Source organism: Arthrobacter sp. efr-133-TYG-120 (assembly GCF_030209785.1).
GTDB lineage: Bacteria > Actinomycetota > Actinomycetes > Actinomycetales > Micrococcaceae > Arthrobacter.
This window is the reverse complement of record NZ_JARVRI010000008.1, coordinates 72,724-87,168: the sequence shown is the minus strand read 5'-3', so window position 1 is coordinate 87,168 and position 14,445 is coordinate 72,724. Positions and strand designations below refer to the sequence as shown.

14 protein-coding genes are annotated in these 14,445 nt (G+C 63.0%); 5 read left to right on the top strand and 9 right to left on the bottom strand.

Features of this window, described 5'->3' with window-relative positions; genetic code table 11:
• Positions 1-16 precede the first annotated feature (16 nt).
• From QRN51_RS05455 to QRN51_RS05445, 3 genes are all read right to left on the bottom strand, one after another.
• Positions 17-997, bottom strand: a complete 981-nt coding sequence (locus QRN51_RS05455; RefSeq protein WP_284988948.1) for an alpha-ketoacid dehydrogenase subunit beta — start codon at positions 995-997, stop codon at positions 17-19.
• Positions 997-2,205: a pyruvate dehydrogenase (acetyl-transferring) E1 component subunit alpha gene (gene pdhA / locus QRN51_RS05450; RefSeq protein WP_059388733.1), complete on the bottom strand. Its 1,209-nt coding sequence runs from the start codon at positions 2,203-2,205 to the stop codon at positions 997-999. Before pdhA ends, QRN51_RS05455 begins: the two co-directional genes overlap by 1 nt.
• A 143-nt stretch (positions 2,206-2,348) precedes the next feature.
• Complete coding sequence (locus QRN51_RS05445; RefSeq protein ID WP_284988947.1) at positions 2,349-3,467, bottom strand: histidinol-phosphate transaminase; 1,119 nt, start codon at positions 3,465-3,467, stop codon at positions 2,349-2,351.
• Between the two features lie 120 nt (positions 3,468-3,587).
• On the opposite strand from QRN51_RS05445, the gene QRN51_RS05440 reads away from it, so the two are divergent.
• On the top strand, positions 3,588-4,013 hold the full coding sequence (locus QRN51_RS05440; RefSeq protein ID WP_059388735.1) for a phage holin family protein: 426 nt from the start codon (positions 3,588-3,590) through the stop codon (positions 4,011-4,013).
• Between the two features lie 63 nt (positions 4,014-4,076).
• On the opposite strand, the gene QRN51_RS05435 is transcribed toward QRN51_RS05440, so the two are convergent.
• Positions 4,077-5,447, bottom strand: coding sequence for a hypothetical protein (locus tag QRN51_RS05435; protein WP_284988945.1), 1,371 nt, complete (start codon positions 5,445-5,447; stop codon positions 4,077-4,079).
• 500 nt (positions 5,448-5,947) lie between these two features.
• On the opposite strand from QRN51_RS05435, the gene purB reads away from it, so the two are divergent.
• The 3 genes from purB to QRN51_RS05420 all read left to right on the top strand — a co-directional run bounded on the left by purB (position 5,948) and on the right by QRN51_RS05420 (position 8,728).
• Positions 5,948-7,390: an adenylosuccinate lyase gene (gene purB, locus QRN51_RS05430; protein WP_284988944.1), complete on the top strand. Its 1,443-nt coding sequence runs from the start codon at positions 5,948-5,950 to the stop codon at positions 7,388-7,390.
• 50 nt (positions 7,391-7,440) lie between these two features.
• The gene (locus QRN51_RS05425; RefSeq protein WP_059388738.1) at positions 7,441-8,100 is read left to right on the top strand and encodes a histidine phosphatase family protein; all 660 of its coding nucleotides are present in this window, start codon (positions 7,441-7,443) and stop codon (positions 8,098-8,100) included.
• 124 nt (positions 8,101-8,224) lie between these two features.
• Positions 8,225-8,728, top strand: a complete 504-nt coding sequence (locus QRN51_RS05420; protein ID WP_059388739.1) for a GNAT family N-acetyltransferase — start codon at positions 8,225-8,227, stop codon at positions 8,726-8,728.
• Between the two features lie 33 nt (positions 8,729-8,761).
• Here QRN51_RS05420 and QRN51_RS05415 read toward each other — a convergent pair whose 3' ends face one another.
• A complete protein-coding gene (locus tag QRN51_RS05415) occupies positions 8,762-9,655 on the bottom strand; it encodes a cytochrome c oxidase assembly protein (protein ID WP_284988943.1) in 894 nt (297 codons plus the stop codon).
• A gap of 238 nt (positions 9,656-9,893) precedes the next feature.
• Between QRN51_RS05415 and QRN51_RS05410 the strand changes: the two genes are divergently transcribed.
• Entirely contained in the window at positions 9,894-10,328 is a 435-nt protein-coding gene (locus QRN51_RS05410; protein WP_084784486.1) for an acyl-CoA thioesterase, read from the top strand.
• 178 nt (positions 10,329-10,506) lie between these two features.
• On the opposite strand, the gene QRN51_RS05405 is transcribed toward QRN51_RS05410, so the two are convergent.
• Genes QRN51_RS05405 through QRN51_RS05390 form a run of 4 tightly spaced genes read right to left on the bottom strand, consistent with a single transcriptional unit; the run spans position 10,507 to position 14,444 of the window.
• A complete protein-coding gene (locus QRN51_RS05405) occupies positions 10,507-11,256 on the bottom strand; it encodes an SDR family oxidoreductase (protein ID WP_059388741.1) in 750 nt (249 codons plus the stop codon).
• Positions 11,257-11,313: 57 nt separating this feature from the next.
• Entirely contained in the window at positions 11,314-12,654 is a 1,341-nt protein-coding gene (locus tag QRN51_RS05400; RefSeq protein WP_059388742.1) for an MFS transporter, read from the bottom strand.
• 57 nt (positions 12,655-12,711) lie between these two features.
• Complete coding sequence (locus QRN51_RS05395) at positions 12,712-13,725, bottom strand: 5-oxoprolinase subunit C family protein (RefSeq protein ID WP_059388743.1); 1,014 nt, start codon at positions 13,723-13,725, stop codon at positions 12,712-12,714.
• Positions 13,722-14,444, bottom strand: coding sequence for a 5-oxoprolinase subunit B family protein (locus QRN51_RS05390; RefSeq protein WP_284988942.1), 723 nt, complete (start codon positions 14,442-14,444; stop codon positions 13,722-13,724). The genes QRN51_RS05395 and QRN51_RS05390 overlap by 4 nt, the downstream gene beginning before the upstream one ends.
• Position 14,445: the final 1 nt, after the last annotated feature.

Here is a 14,445-nt window from a genome sequence, read left to right as displayed (position 1 = left end):
GTGCAATCAGGGGCGGCTAGTAGGCCAGGGAACGGTCCAGGGCTTCGAGGATCTTGTCGATGTCCGGCAAGTAGTCCTCTTCCACCTTCGCCACGGGATATGGCATGTGGAAACCGCCCACGCGGATGACCGGAGCCTCCAGGTGCAGGAAAGCACGCTCACTGATCCGCGCAGCGATCTCGCCGCCGATCCCTCCGAACGTCGGTGCCTCGTGGGCAACGATCAAGCGGCCGGTCTTCTTGACGGAAGCCGTGACGGTGTCGAAGTCGATGGGGGAAATCGAGCGCAGGTCGATCACTTCGATGCTGTGCCCGTCCTCTTCCGCGGCCGCTGCTGCGGCCAGCGCGACCGGTACCAGCGGCCCGTACGCCACGATGGTGGCGTCGGAACCTTCGCGCAGGACGTGCGCCTGGAAGGGGTCCGAAGCCAATCCGGCGTTCTCGGTATCCACCTCGCCCTTGAGCCAGTAGCGGCGCTTGGGCTCGAAGAAGATGACCGGGTCCGTGCAGTCAACGGCCTGCTGGATCATCCAGTAGGCGTCGTGGGCGTTGGACGGGGTGATGATGCGCAAGCCGGCGGTGTGGGCGAACAGTGCTTCCGGTGATTCCGAGTGATGTTCGATCGAGCCGATGCCGCCACCGTAAGGAATGCGGATGACTACGGGGACAGTCAACTTGCCGCCGCTGCGGGAGTGCATCTTGGCCAATTGAGTGGTGATCTGGTTGAACCCGGGGAACACAAAACCGTCGAACTGGATTTCGCAGATGGGACGGTAGCCGCGCAAGGCGAGGCCAATAGCCGTGCCGACGATGCCGGACTCAGCCAGTGGGGTATCCACCACCCGGTCTGCGCCGAACTCCCTGATGAGTCCGTCGGTCACGCGATAGACGCCGCCCAGCGGGCCGATGTCTTCGCCCATGAGCAAGGACTTCGGGTTATTGGTGAGCGAGGCACGCAGGCCTTCGTTGATGGCCTTGGCAATGGTCATAGTGGTCATCAGTTGCCTGCCCCCTCTTCCTCGTTGCCTTCGAATCCGGCGGAGTATTCCTCGAACCAAGCAAGTTCCTCGGCCACCAAGGGGTGCGGCTCGGCATAGACACCCGCGAATGACTCGCGGAAGTTGGGACCCTGCAGGCCTTGCGTGGTGCTGCGGACGTGAGCGGCGAGCTTGTCGCCGTCGACCCTGACTTGCTCAAAGAAAGCTTCGTCGGCGAGGCCCTCGTTGCGGAGGTACTTCTCAAGACGATCCAAGGGATCCTTGCCCCGCCATGAAATCTCCTCGGCGGATTCGCGGTACTTGGTGGGGTCGTCCGCCGTCGTGTGGGCACCAACGCGATACGTGTATGCCTCAATGAGCACCGGGCCGCGGCCTTCCCGTGCGTGCTCAAGCGCCCACTCGGTGACCGCATGGACTGCGATGACATCGTTGCCGTCAACGCGGATGCCCGGGAAGCCGTATCCCTTGGCCCGGTTGAACAGCGGAACCTTGGTCTGGACCTCGGTAGGGACGGAGATGGCCCAGTGGTTGTTCTGGCAGAAGAACACCACGGGAGCATTGTAGGAAGCCGCGAAGACCATGGATTCGTGGACGTCGCCTTCGGAGCTGGCACCGTCGCCGAAGTAGGCCACCACAGCAGCCTTCGGGTCGTTGGAACCATTGGCTTCCGCAAGCTTCTGGTCGCGCTGGATTCCCATGGCGTAACCGACGGAGTGCAGCGTCTGGGCCGCAAGGACGAGGGTATAGAGATGGAAGTTGTTCTCGGTGGGATCCCAGCCACCATTCGAAATTCCGCGGAACAACTTGAGGAGTTCCGCCAGGTCCACATCGCGGGTCAATGCGACGCCGTGTTCCCGGTACGTGGGGAAGATATAGTCCTGCCGTTGGGTAGCCCGCCCGGAACCGATCTGGGCGGCCTCCTGGCCGGTGAGGGGAACCCAAAGTGCCAGCTCGCCTTGGCGCTGGAGTGCAGTGGCCTCCTGGTCGAAGCGGCGGACCTTGGCCATGTCGGCATAGAAGCCCCGGAGTTGCTCAGGATCAAGGCGCTTGGCGTAGTCCGAGAAGACTGGATCTGTCCCTAGCTTGCCGTCCGGCCCCAGCAGCTGGATCATGTCGGCCGCGGGATCGCTCGAAGCGCCTCCCGCAGGAGACTGCTGATCCAGTCCCGTTCCGTTGATCCCGGGGGTGGGCAATTGAGTTGCGCCCATTCCGTCTCCTTGCCTGCCACAGCCGATGCTGAGCAATATTCGCTGATATATGCCGATTCCGGAATGCATTCCGGAATCGGCATATCTTGGCTTTCGTCCCTTACTTTATCCGCAGTAAGGGACGCAGGGGCATTTGTTAACCGCTAGGAAGGCAGCGGCGCTTTTGTATAGGACGCACAGAGTTCCAGGAATCGAGTATTGGCCTCGACCTCTCCAATGCTGACCCGGACACCTTCGTTGCCGAAGGCCCGCACGGACAACGCCCGCTCGCCTGCCAGTCCGGCAAATTCGGCGCTATTCTCGCCAAGATTCAGCCATACGAAGTTGCCTTGGGCCTCGGGCACGAACCATCCGAGCTCGCGAAGTCCCGCGGTAACCCGGTCCCGCTCGTCCACCAGGCTTTGTACCCTTTCAACAACTTGGTCGAAATTCTCCAACGAAGTAATGGCGGCGCGTTCCGCAATCTGCGAGACAGCAAATGGGGTGGCAGCGACGCGCAGGTGCTGGGTGAGATCCGGACCGGAGACGCTGTATCCAACGCGCAGCCCGGCAAGGCCGTGAGCCTTGGAAAAGGTACGGAGGACCACGACGTTAGGGTACTTGCGGTACAACTTGATGCCGTCCACGGCGTTCTCGTCCCTGACGAACTCCTGGTAGGCCTCATCGATGACCACGACGACGCCCGCCGGAACCGACTGGATGAACCGTTCAGTTTCCTCGGCCGTGAGGATGGGACCCGTGGGATTGTTCGGCGTGCAAAGCAAGATCACCTTGGTGCGGACGGTCACGGCGGCCGCCATGGCCTCGAGATCGTGACGCCCATCGGAAAGCAACGGGATCTGGACGCTCTCCCCACCGGCCAGTCCTACGGAAATGGGGTAGGCCTCGAAGGAACGCCAGGCGTAGATGACCTCATCAGACTTGCCGTCGTGGTTCTGTCCGGCAAAGGTGGACAAGATTTGGTTGAGGGCCCCGAGGCTTCCGGCTCCGGTGACGACGTCGTCAGCGGGAATTCCCAGGAAGTCAGCGAGCGCCGTGCGCAGCTTGGTGGACAGCGGGTCCGGATACCGGTTGATGTCCGACTGATCAGCGATCGCCTCGAGTACGGCGGGGATCGGGGGTAGCGGGTTTTCATTGGACGACAGTTTGTAACTGGTCAGGCCCTCAATCGCGGCGGGCGGCTTGCCTGCGGCATATTTGGGGAGCCTGTCCACCACCGGGCGGGGACGCACGCCCTCCGGTGCGTTGTCAGAAGAATTCATGGCACCAGCCTACTTGCAGGGCTTCGGGCCATGCTCGAAGCCCCTTGGCCTGTGCACATGAAAACCGGCGCATGTGAAAACGATCGCGTGTGAAACCGGCGCATGTGAAAGCATGGGCGTATGGGTTCATTCATTGTGCGTGTCCTGATCAACGGACTGGCCCTCTGGGTTGCCAGTTGGATTTTGCCTGGGATGGATATTTCCACGTCGGCAACTACCAATGCGGTAAGCAACGCGGGGGTCACTCAAGGGGGCGACACTTTGGGCGTGGTTCTTGCCTATCTCTTCATAGGGCTCATTTTTGGCATCGTCAACGCCTTCGTGCGGCCTCTGGTCAAGCTACTCTCCCTTCCGATCACGATCCTCACCCTCGGCTTGTTCACGATTGTCATCAACGCGGCCATGCTGTCCCTGACAGCCTGGCTCAGTAGCTACACGCCGGTACACCTCACCATCGACCGTTTCTTCTGGACCGCAGTTCTCGCGGCGATCATCATCAGCCTGATCTCCATGGTGGCCAGCTGGATTCCAGGCGGTAGGCGGTAACAGGCCGTGAGAGGCCGTAAGTGGCCTTAAGTGGCCTTAAGCCAGCATGTTCCTCGGCTTTCCTCACCGCCCTCCCCGAGGGGCCGGGGGCGCTTCGCGGTTCAGCTTGAACCGGCTCACCTTGGCCACTCCTCCGGCGCCCAGTATCCCGCCCAGAGCGGCAGTGGAAGCGGCCAGTGAAGGATCGGAACTGAGCTGCACCAGCTTCGCCCCTTCCTCATAGCGTGAGAGCTTGTGTGCCGGCCCAATGCCTAGGTCCTCACCGGGTTCCAGGATCACCGGACTGGTCATGGTGACCGTGACTCTGTCCTTGGTGTCCGGATTCGCTTTGCCTTCCGCGCCGGGTACCCAATCCTGTTCGTGCTCCAAGTGCAGGCTCCCGATGCCGGCCTGCGGGGTAATCCCGCCGACGGGCGATCCAGCTGTCACCACAAACTTGAGGTCATACTCGGCGAGGAACGCTTTGTCCTTGCTCAGGTTCATGGCGTGGATTCCGCCTTGGCTGTGGCCGACTGCCACCACCGTTTCGCCGGCCGCGGCGCCAGCCTCGAGCAACGCCTGACGGATGGCCTTGCTGGTTTCCATCGAGTTGTAACCCAGCGCTTCGGCAATCCCGGCCTCGTCCAATGGATTTCCCCCTCCCGGCGGGTTGCCTGGCTGGGTGCCCGGAATCAGCACCACCCACGCCTGTTCGCCGCCCTTATCTACCTGCATCACTTCAATTTCGCCCTCCGACGTGGCGCCGACGTGATCCAGTTCCCTGAGCATTCCTGCTGCCGACAGGTCCACGCTCTTGGTGGTTGCCTCTCCCCGGCTGACCGTAATGGGACGTGGCTTGAGGAAAGCCAATGCGGGAATCGCGACGATCGCTCTCAGGACTGCACCGACATCAGTGGGCCCGACGATTGCCCCTGCAAGGTTGGCCGCGGCCGGCGGTATCCCCACCAGCAGCTCCAATATCCGGGTCAGGTCCCGCACGGCTCCTTCGGTGGCGCCCCTCAAGCCAACGTCGAGGGGAGCAGGACCAGTCGCAGGACCTGGCATTCCCAATCCCATCCGCAACCTGATCGCCGCATGTGATTCCGCAAACTCGTATTCACGATGGCTCGCCCTGACCCCGTTGCCGATCCGCTGAAGCTGTTCGCGGACGCGTCCAATGTCCCGGCCGCTCTCACCAACGGCGATGATTGCGTTGCTGCCGCTCGCGTAGGACGAGGCCTGGTGCGGGAAGAGAGCCACCCTCACCGCTTCAGCCTCCACTTCAATGGCCTGCAGTTGGAGCACCAGTGCGTCCAGCGCGGCGGCGCCAGCAAGCAGCTCTTCGAATTGGAAATGGATTCCCCCGACTCCGCCGCGTATCCGCAATGTGCCATCCGGCTCGGGTGCTCGGGGGTGGGGTGTTCCGCCCGCGCCGATAGGAGCGACCTCGGCCATCAGAAGCCAGGCTGGAGTTTCGTAGCCACATTTTGGGCATGGCGAAGGGTCGCTTCAGCTGCCTCATGCAAGGCATCACGCCCCCTTCGAAGGGAGGCGGCCTGAAAAGCCAGCGTGGTCCGGTAGGCACGGCCGGCCGGCGACTCCCATTGCTCGAGTTGCAACTGAGCAAGCCTTGCAAGAACGGCATCGGCTTGGTCGGCGCAGATCCTCATCCGCCATCCGAGCCTCTGGATCTCCGCGCCTCGTGAAATACACTGCTGCGAATCCAGATCCGTTCCTCCGGCCGCCATAAGAATGCCGCTCAAGACGTTGCCCTCCTCCGTGTCCATTGATGTTGTGGCACCGACGCTACGTTGTGCCCCGACAGCTCGGAACCGCCGTGATGGGCTATGTGGATAACCTGTAGGAAACGTGGTCGGGGAGGGCAAGCTGCGACGTTATTCACATAGAGAAGTCCGGCTTAAGGGCGCGAGCCGAGTTCATGAAAGAATTGCCCCATGCCTGAAACCGTCGCCGCCGCTGTTACCCGTACGCCCTCTGGACGCCTGGCCCTCGCCGCGTCGCCGGAGCCGATCGCCCTGGGCCCGCTGGACGGCCGGTACCAGTCCGCCGTCGCTCCCCTGGTCGACTACTTGTCCGAGGCCGCGCTGAACCGCGACCGCGTTGCCGTCGAGGTCGAGTGGCTCATCCACCTGACCAGCAACAACGTACTTCCCGGCGCCGGGCCCCTCACCGCCGAGCAGCAGGAGAAGCTGCGCGCCATCGTCACCGAGTTCGACGCCGCTTCGGTCACGGAACTCGCTGAAATCGAAGCCGTCACGGTCCACGACGTCAAGGCAGTCGAGTACTACATCGGCCGCCGCCTCCCGGCGATCGGTATCGAGAAGCTGACCGCGATGGTGCACTTCGGCTGCACATCGGAAGACATCAACAACCTTTCCTACGCCCTGGGCGTCAAGGGCGCAGTGGAAGATGTCTGGCTCCCTGCAGCCCGCGCCTTGGTGAAGCAGATCGAGGCAATGGCCGAGGAGAACCGCGCCGTCCCGATGCTTTCCCGCACCCATGGCCAGCCGGCCACTCCCACTACCCTTGGCAAGGAACTGGCCGTCATCACGCATCGCCTGAGCCGCCAGCTGGACCGCGTTTCCAAAACCCAGTACCTGGGCAAGATCAACGGCGCTACCGGCACGTATGCTGCGCATGTCGCTTCCGTTCCCGGCGCCGATTGGCAGGCCGTAGCGCAGTCCTTCGTTGAGGGACTGGGGCTGACGTGGAACCCGCTGACCACCCAGATCGAGAGCCACGACTGGCAGGCCGAGCTCTACGCGGACGTCGCCCGCTTCAACCGCATCCTGCACAACGTCTGCACGGATATCTGGAGCTACATCTCGATTGGCTACTTCCGCCAGATCCCGGTAGCAGGCGCCACCGGCTCCTCCACCATGCCGCACAAGGTCAACCCGATCCGCTTCGAAAATGCCGAGGCCAACCTGGAGATTTCCAACGGCCTGTTGGACACCCTGGGCGCCACGCTGGTTACCTCCCGCTGGCAGCGAGACCTGACCGACTCTTCTTCGCAACGCAACATCGGCGTCGCATTCGGACACTCGCTCCTTGCGATCTCGAATGTCGCCAAGGGGCTGAAGGCCCTGGACGTTGCCGAGGACGTACTGGCGGCCGACCTCGACACCAACTGGGAAGTCCTGGGCGAAGCGATCCAGATGGTCATGCGCGCCGAGGCCATCGCCGGGGTCGCTGGAATGGAAAACCCGTACGAGCGGCTCAAGGATCTCACCCGCGGCCAGCGCGTCGATGCCGTCCGCATGCAGGAGTTCGTCTCGAGCCTGGGATTGTCTCCCGAAGCCGAGGCACGCCTCCTGGCGCTTACTCCAGGCAAGTACACGGGCATCGCGGACCAGTTGGTGGACCACCTGAAGTAGCGGCCACATGGGCCCTGCGTTTCCGAATCGACGTAAGGAATTGTGTCAGCATGAGGCTCTTGCTTATCCGCCACGGGCAGACCCCTGGAAACGTCTTGGGGCAGTTGGACACGGCGTTTCCCGGTCCGGGACTGACTGAACTTGGCGAACGCCAGGCCGCTGCGCTCCCGGAGTCCCTCGCCAACGAAGACATCACGGCCATCTATGCATCCACGCTGGTCCGCACCCAGCTGACCGCCGCCCCGCTTGCAAAAGCCCTCGGGCTCGAGGCCACTGTATTGGACGGCCTGCAGGAGATTGAGGCCGGGGCCCTGGAGAAACTCACCGACCACGAGTCGCACCACCGGTACATGAGCACCGTTTTCGACTGGACCGACGGGGAACTCGACGTCCGCATGCCGGGAGCTGGTGATGGACACGAGTTCTTCGCCCGCTACGACGCTGCCATTGCCAAAGTGGCAGCGTCGGGCGACGAAACCGCCGTCGTGGTCAGCCATGGTGCCGCGATCCGCTGTTGGGCAGGCCGCCGTGCCGTGGATGTTGGCCGTGAGTTCGCCGCCACCCACCAACTGCAGAACACCGGAATCGTGGTGCTCGAAGGCGATCCGGAGACCGGGTGGCGGCTGCTGCACTGGGACCAAAGCCCCGTAGGCGGACTTGCCGTGGCCGACCGGACGGTCGAGGATCCCACCGGCGACGCCGTCGAATAGGGGCTGGTTGGGGTCAGTTCCGCCTCACCGGTATTTCTCCGGACGCTTACGCGGAGGAAACACCGCGGTAACCCCCGCTTCTTAGGCTTGATAGGCATAACCCCCTTCGGCGAAAGAGGTTCCGATGCAGACAAATCCGCGGCTCAACATCAGACAGGTCACCTGGGCAAACCCGGTGGGTGCGGACCTCCGCGCAGCGCAGCAAGCGGAACTGGACGCACGTTTCGGCAACTCGGACCACGAGCCCGGACCCGCGCCGTCGGAAGCAGATACCGCCGTCTTCGTTGTAGCCTACGAAAAGTGTTCCGGCCAGCCCCTGGGTTGCGGAGGGCTAAGGATCCTGGATGCCGAGACGGCCGAAATCAAGCGGCTATACGTCGTCCCGTACGCCAGGGGCTCAGGAGTGGCGAGTTCAATCCTTGCCGCGTTGGAGGCGCAGGCACATGCCCACGGTTTCAGCATGATCACCGCGGAAGCGGGTTCGGCCCAATCGGACGGCCGCAGCTTCTACGAAAGCGCCGGCTTCGCTGCGGTGCCAAATTTCGGCCCCTACATCGGTGTCACCCACTCGCAGTGCTACGCCAAGCCGATCGATTCGCACAGCGCATCGCACACTGCAATGGCGTGAGGCACAGGGGGATGGCCTAAGGACGGGACCGGATCAATCCAGGCTGCGTCCGCCTTGGCCCAGATGTGCCCGATTCAGGGCTTCGATTTCTTCGTCGCTCAGGTCGTCGAAGCTCTTGGCCTCGTGTTTGTCGCTCCGGGAGAAGCGGACAAACATCAGGATGATGAGGGGAAGATCCACAATCTCTGCGAGGAACCACATCAGGTCTCCCGCGAGTTGCTGGTCGCGCAAGGGTGAGGGGAACCAGCCTGGCTGATTGCCCAAAACTGACGTGGCGCCGTCGAGAATTCCCGGGCTGAGCCGCATCAGGACCCCGGGCACCGCGTCGGCAAGCAGCTCAATGAATACAAAGATGAACTCGACGACAATGAGCGATGAGGTGCGTCCTGCGCCGTCTTCCATGATCGGTACGGTCATGAGGAGGCCCATGACGGGCACGAGCAACGTCAGGATGACGTCGGCGGCGGGGTTGGTCCGCAGCACGTAGAAAAACGGGGTCAGGAACACTGTGAACATTGCGAGCCCCAGAAGCGCCGCCACGAGCGTGTTGCTGAGCATGCGAACGAGCCGGTGCCCGAGCACAGCTTCCACCCTCGCCGCACCCGCGCGGCCAAGGGTCTGCCTGGCAAGGGTTAACGGCTTGCCCAGGCCAACCAACAGCGGGACCACAAACAGATAGGACGTCACTTTGAGGGTGAATGCCCACCTCAGGTCGTGGCTGTAGGTTCCCGGGAATCCAAAGCTCAGTGCCGCGAAGCTACCCAGGCCAAGGGCGAAGAAGGCAAAGGAGTTCCACAGGGGCCAGCGGATATCACGGCGCTTGGCAGCAATCAGGCCCTTTGAATACAGGGCGACTGCGGCAATAAGAATGACCAGGGCAGGCCAGTTCATGGACCAGGCGCCCAATACAGCGTCCAACGGTGGCATGGTCAGTGTTCCAAGCCGGAAGGCCGGGCGCTCAGCCAGGCGCTCAGCCAGGCGCTACGGCGGGTTTTGTCGATCTTCATGGTGTTCCTCCAGCGCGTTCCCGGTGTACCGCATGGTGCGCGAATCGGCGTGTCGTGTTGTGCCCTGAACCGGGTGCACCGTATCCATGTTACGGAGTCGCGCCAAGCATGGCACGCCGCAGGAGACGCAGGCGCCCGGCCTCGGCTAATCTCGCATTATGGAAAAGGCTGACATCACGTTCCGGACGCGCAAGTGGATACGCCCGGAGGACCTCAACGCCAACGGCACGCTGTTCGGTGGAAGCCTGCTGAAATGGATCGACGAGGAAGCGGCAATCTACGCAATCCTCCAGCTTGGAAACGGCCGCGCCGTCACCAAGTACATCTCCGAGATCAACTTCGTCAGCTCGGCCGTCCAAGGCGATCTGGTGGAGATGGGCCTGACGGCGGTCCGTTTCGGCCGGACGTCTCTGACCATGCGCGCGGAGGTGCGCAACATGATCACCCGCGACAGCATCCTGACCATCGAGGAAATCGTGTTCGTCAATCTCGGCCACGACGGCCGCCCGGAACCGCACGGCTACACGGAAATCACCTATGACCGTGACCGCATCCCGACACACCACCTGACGCAAGCCCTCCACGAGGACTGAGCGCCCGACGTCGGGCCCTCCCTAAGCGGCGGGCCCGCACCAAAGCTCCTTTCCCCGGAAACGGGTGCTGGCGGCCGCGAAATTCGCGGCCGCCAGCTTGTATTTCCAGCAACGGGAGTGATGTCACTGGAACTTCGGGGCGCCCAGACGGGCGCGGCGCCTCAAGGGAGGCGGGGGGTCAGCGCCTGTCGAAGGTGAGACCACCGGGGACCTGGAACGTCGGCATAAGTTCCAGCATGCCCACATTGACGTGGCGCGGGGTTTCGATGGCGTAATCGAGCGCGTTGACGATGTCGTCAGTGGTCAACGACTCGTAGCCTTCGTAGTACGTCTTCCATGCTTCTTCCATGGCTTCAGGCGTGCCGCCCATGTTCCGGCCGAAGATCTCGGTTTCCACACGCCCCGGGCAGATCTCGGTCACGCGGATGCGCTTGCCGACCGTATCGTTCCTGAGCTGGCGGGAGATCTGGTGCACGGCGGCTTTCGTGGCGTGGTACACCGTGTGGCCATAGAAGTTGTAGACGCCTGCGATCGAGCTGATGTTGATGACGTGGCCAAGGTCGCGCTCCACCATGCCCGGCAGGACCAGCCGCGTGAGCTGAAGCAGGCCGCGAAGGTTGACGTCGATGAGCTCGTCGATGTCCTGCTCGGACGAGTCCAGGAGGTTCCCGGGCCGGGAAACTCCGGCGCAGTTGACCAGGACGTCGACCTTCAGCTCGCTCACGACGGCGGTCAGGGCAGCTGTGTCGGTCAGGTCAACTACGTGCGGGATGGCACCCGTACGATCGGCCAGTTCGCTGAGGCGTTCCTCGTTGCGGGCCACGGCGTGAACGGTCAGGCCCCTTTTGGCCAGGCGCTCCGTGATCGCGGCACCCATACCGGTTGACGCTCCGGTGACGAGGGCGGTGGTGTAGTCGGAAAAAGACATCGGTTCTCCAAAGAGTGGAAATGGAAGGCACGAACTGTGCCCGGAGGTCAGCGGCGCCTAGGCGTCGCGCAGGGGTTCGTGTGCCCGGTCCTTGACCGTGCTCACGGCTGCGAGCGTGCCGAGTGCCGTGATCACTGCGTAGAAGGCCGGCATGTAGATGTTGCCGGTGCTGCTGATAAGCCAGGTCATCAGCAACGGAGCGGTTCCGCCGAAGAGCGCGGAGGAGATGTTGTAGCCGAGGCCGTAGGCGGAGTAGCGAACCCGGGTGGGGAACAGCTCAACGATCAGGATGTGGATGACGGCCGTGTGGCCGGCGAAGACGATGGCCATGATCGAGGCGCCAAGGATAGCCAGGCCCATGTTTCCCGTTGCGATGAGGGCGTAGGACGGAATGCCCAGGATGGTCATGGCGATGGCGGAGCCGGCGATGACTTTCTTGCGGCCGATGCGGTCGGAGAGGGCACCCATGAAAGGAATGGCGATGCAGATGACAACCAGGCTGCAGGCGGTGATGAACAGTGCCTCGCCGATGGTGAAGTTGAGCTGCTTGCCTTTGAGGAACGTAGGCATGTAGGAGAACAGGACGTAGTAGCCGGAGCCGTTCATGAGCGGGATGAAGAGGGCAAGAACCATGGCCCGGCGGTGCTCAGCGGACTGGAAGGCTTCCTTGAGCGGGTTCTTGGAAAGGCCGCCTTCTTCCTTGAGCTTGGTGAAGTTGGGGGTGTCCGCGATGGCCTTGCGGATGTACCAGCCGATGACGCCCATGGGAATGGCGACCAGGAAAGGAATGCGCCATGCGAAGGAGCCGAAGCCACCGCCGTCGATCGCGGCCTGGGTGAGCCACGGAGACATGGAGAACGCCACAAGGGTGCCGGTGAGGAGGGCTGCGAACGAAGCGATCTGCGCGTAGGAAGTGATGATGCCGCGCTTGCCCTCGGGGGCATGTTCAGCGAGGAAGGTCATGGCGCCGGCGGCTTCGCCGCCGACCGAGAAGCCCTGCAGGAGCCGCAGTAGGACGAGCAGGATGGGAGCCGCAATGCCGATGGCCGCGTACGTGGGCAGGATTCCGATACCGGCTGTGGCGACGCTGATCAGCAGAATGACGAAGACCAGTAGCTTTTGCCTGCCGATCCGGTCGCCCAGGTAGCCGCAAACAACCGCGCCGAGGGGCCGGACGAAGAACGAGACGGCGTAGCCGGCGAAGACGAACAACAAGGCGTTGTCCGGGTTACCGGGGGCGAGGAACACCAAGGCAAGTGTTCCGGCCATAAACGCGAAGATGCCGTTGTCATAAAGTTCCACGAAGATGCCAACGCAGCCTGCGGTGACAACCTTGCGCGTTTGACGGCCTGTGAGCCGTTCATGCTGCACTTGTGCAGCGTTGGTGTTAGCGGTCATGACATTTCCTTCTTGATGTTGAGCGTAGCAACGCCTATTGGTTTTGACGACAGGTTTTTAGCTGCATGCCGCAACCGGGAGGTCCTGCCACTGGGGTCGGCATCCAATGCCAAGTAGTCCGAAGACTGTGTTGACGGATTCGCGGAGGGTTTCAAGCTGCGCCCGCGAGCGCCGGTGGGCGGAAGTTGCCTCCGCCACTGTTGTTTTCCTGAAGCGGACCTTGTCGCCCGGGCGGGCTTGGGCAAGGACGTCCAGGCCATTGCTGGTGACCACGGCGAGGACTGGATATCCGGCGGTGACGCCGCGTCCCCGGTGCAGTACCAGCAACTCTTCCCGGGAAGGAACCTCGACGGCGCCCACCGGTACCCCGCGTGAAAGCACTTCGCCACTCGAGGTTCTTTCCGGAAGTTCACCCCCGAGCCTCAGGCCGATGTGATTGCTCCGGCCACTTACGGCGTATTCCGAGGTGAAGAGCAGCTCGGCGGAATCGCCAAACTCGGCGACATCCGGACCGTCAGTCACATCGACCATCAGTTCCTGCCCCATGTCCGGCCGTTCAAGACCAAGCCGGAAGAGCGGAAGGTCGAAGTACGGTTGGCGAACAGGGCCCACGCTGCGGCGGGTCAGGAGGGTGGTTCCTTCCTTGAGCTGCAGGCCGAAGCCCACAACGGTGTCCGGGGCACAACTACCCAGCAGCGTCGGCGCCTCCACGGAACCGTGGACGGCCAGGTAGGCACGGAGGCCCCGGTTGATTCCCCGGACGGCCACCGTCTCGCCAGCACGGACCGAAACCGGTTCCCACTGGCTGCACGGACGCCCTCCGACGGTGAGGGTCAACGGAGCCCCCGTGACTGCGATCAGGATGTCGGACTGCGCTTTCATCCTGAAGTCGAGGGCCGTGATCTCCACCAGGGGATCGTTGTCCGCGTTGCCGGCAAGGATGTTGGCGGCCCGGGCCGAGTACTGGTCCAGGGCGCCGTTGACCGGAAGCCCAAAGCGGGGTCCGCGGAACCGGCCAAGGTCTGTGACCACGGCGTTACCGGGTTGCTGGATGAGGATGTGCCCGCTCATGGCCTTGGTTCCAGTTCCTTGCCGACGTAAGAGCCGAACTCTCCGGCCTCGATGCGACGGAAACGGAGAATGTCTCCTGGCTTGTAAGGGACAAGTGGTTCACGGCGAATGTTCAGGACAGTCAAAGGGGTCTGACCGATGACGCACCAACCACCCGGTGCGGACGCGGGAGCGATGACGGCTTGGCGTCCGGCCACGGCCACTGCCCCGGCCGGGACGCTGAGCCGCGGATCCTTGAGGCGGGGCACAGGCTTGGGGAAGGCGGGACCGTCCATCATGGGCGAGCCGGCAGGAGCACCCAGGCAGCGGACGGTGTAAGTCTTCTCGGTGTGGATGCGGATGACTTCCTCGGTGGAGATGCCCTGGTATTCGGCTACTTTCTCCAGGTCGGGACCGTATTCGCCGCCATAGACCACCGGAACATCAAATTCACGGGGTGCCTTTGCTGCGCCGGCGGACCGGCCCATTTCGAGGAGCCCCAGCTTGACGAACGCGCGCACCTGACGGGCCGACACCAGGACGGGGTCGAATTCCACCAGCACGGAATCGTAGGTGGGTACCGCGCCGTGAAGGCCCTCGGCGCCACAGCTCTCCAGCCAGTCGGCAAGACGGTGGACCGTGAGCCAGTTGTCCTCGCTTGCTTCGGCAAGGGCGACGACGCGCAATGCGGAGTCTCCTGATTCGTAGATCTCGGTGGGAGCCGCCATGAGAACGGACATG

Coding starts and splice junctions, on each gene's coding strand:
- QRN51_RS05415 (WP_284988943.1), bottom strand. CDS start 9,655: ATGCCACCGTTGGACGCTGTATTGGGCGCCTGGTCCATGAACTGGCCT.
- QRN51_RS05410 (WP_084784486.1), top strand. CDS start 9,894: ATGGAAAAGGCTGACATCACGTTCCGGACGCGCAAGTGGATACGCCCG.
- QRN51_RS05455 (WP_284988948.1), bottom strand. CDS start 997: ATGACCACTATGACCATTGCCAAGGCCATCAACGAAGGCCTGCGTGCC.
- QRN51_RS05395 (WP_059388743.1), bottom strand. CDS start 13,725: ATGAGCGGGCACATCCTCATCCAGCAACCCGGTAACGCCGTGGTCACA.
- QRN51_RS05425 (WP_059388738.1), top strand. CDS start 7,441: ATGAGGCTCTTGCTTATCCGCCACGGGCAGACCCCTGGAAACGTCTTG.
- QRN51_RS05420 (WP_059388739.1), top strand. CDS start 8,225: ATGCAGACAAATCCGCGGCTCAACATCAGACAGGTCACCTGGGCAAAC.
- QRN51_RS05405 (WP_059388741.1), bottom strand. CDS start 11,256: ATGTCTTTTTCCGACTACACCACCGCCCTCGTCACCGGAGCGTCAACC.
- QRN51_RS05400 (WP_059388742.1), bottom strand. CDS start 12,654: ATGACCGCTAACACCAACGCTGCACAAGTGCAGCATGAACGGCTCACA.
- QRN51_RS05440 (WP_059388735.1), top strand. CDS start 3,588: ATGGGTTCATTCATTGTGCGTGTCCTGATCAACGGACTGGCCCTCTGG.
- purB (WP_284988944.1), top strand. CDS start 5,948: ATGCCTGAAACCGTCGCCGCCGCTGTTACCCGTACGCCCTCTGGACGC.
- QRN51_RS05435 (WP_284988945.1), bottom strand. CDS start 5,447: ATGGCCGAGGTCGCTCCTATCGGCGCGGGCGGAACACCCCACCCCCGA.
- pdhA (WP_059388733.1), bottom strand. CDS start 2,205: ATGGGCGCAACTCAATTGCCCACCCCCGGGATCAACGGAACGGGACTG.
- QRN51_RS05390 (WP_284988942.1), bottom strand. CDS start 14,444: ATGTCCGTTCTCATGGCGGCTCCCACCGAGATCTACGAATCAGGAGAC.
- QRN51_RS05445 (WP_284988947.1), bottom strand. CDS start 3,467: ATGAATTCTTCTGACAACGCACCGGAGGGCGTGCGTCCCCGCCCGGTG.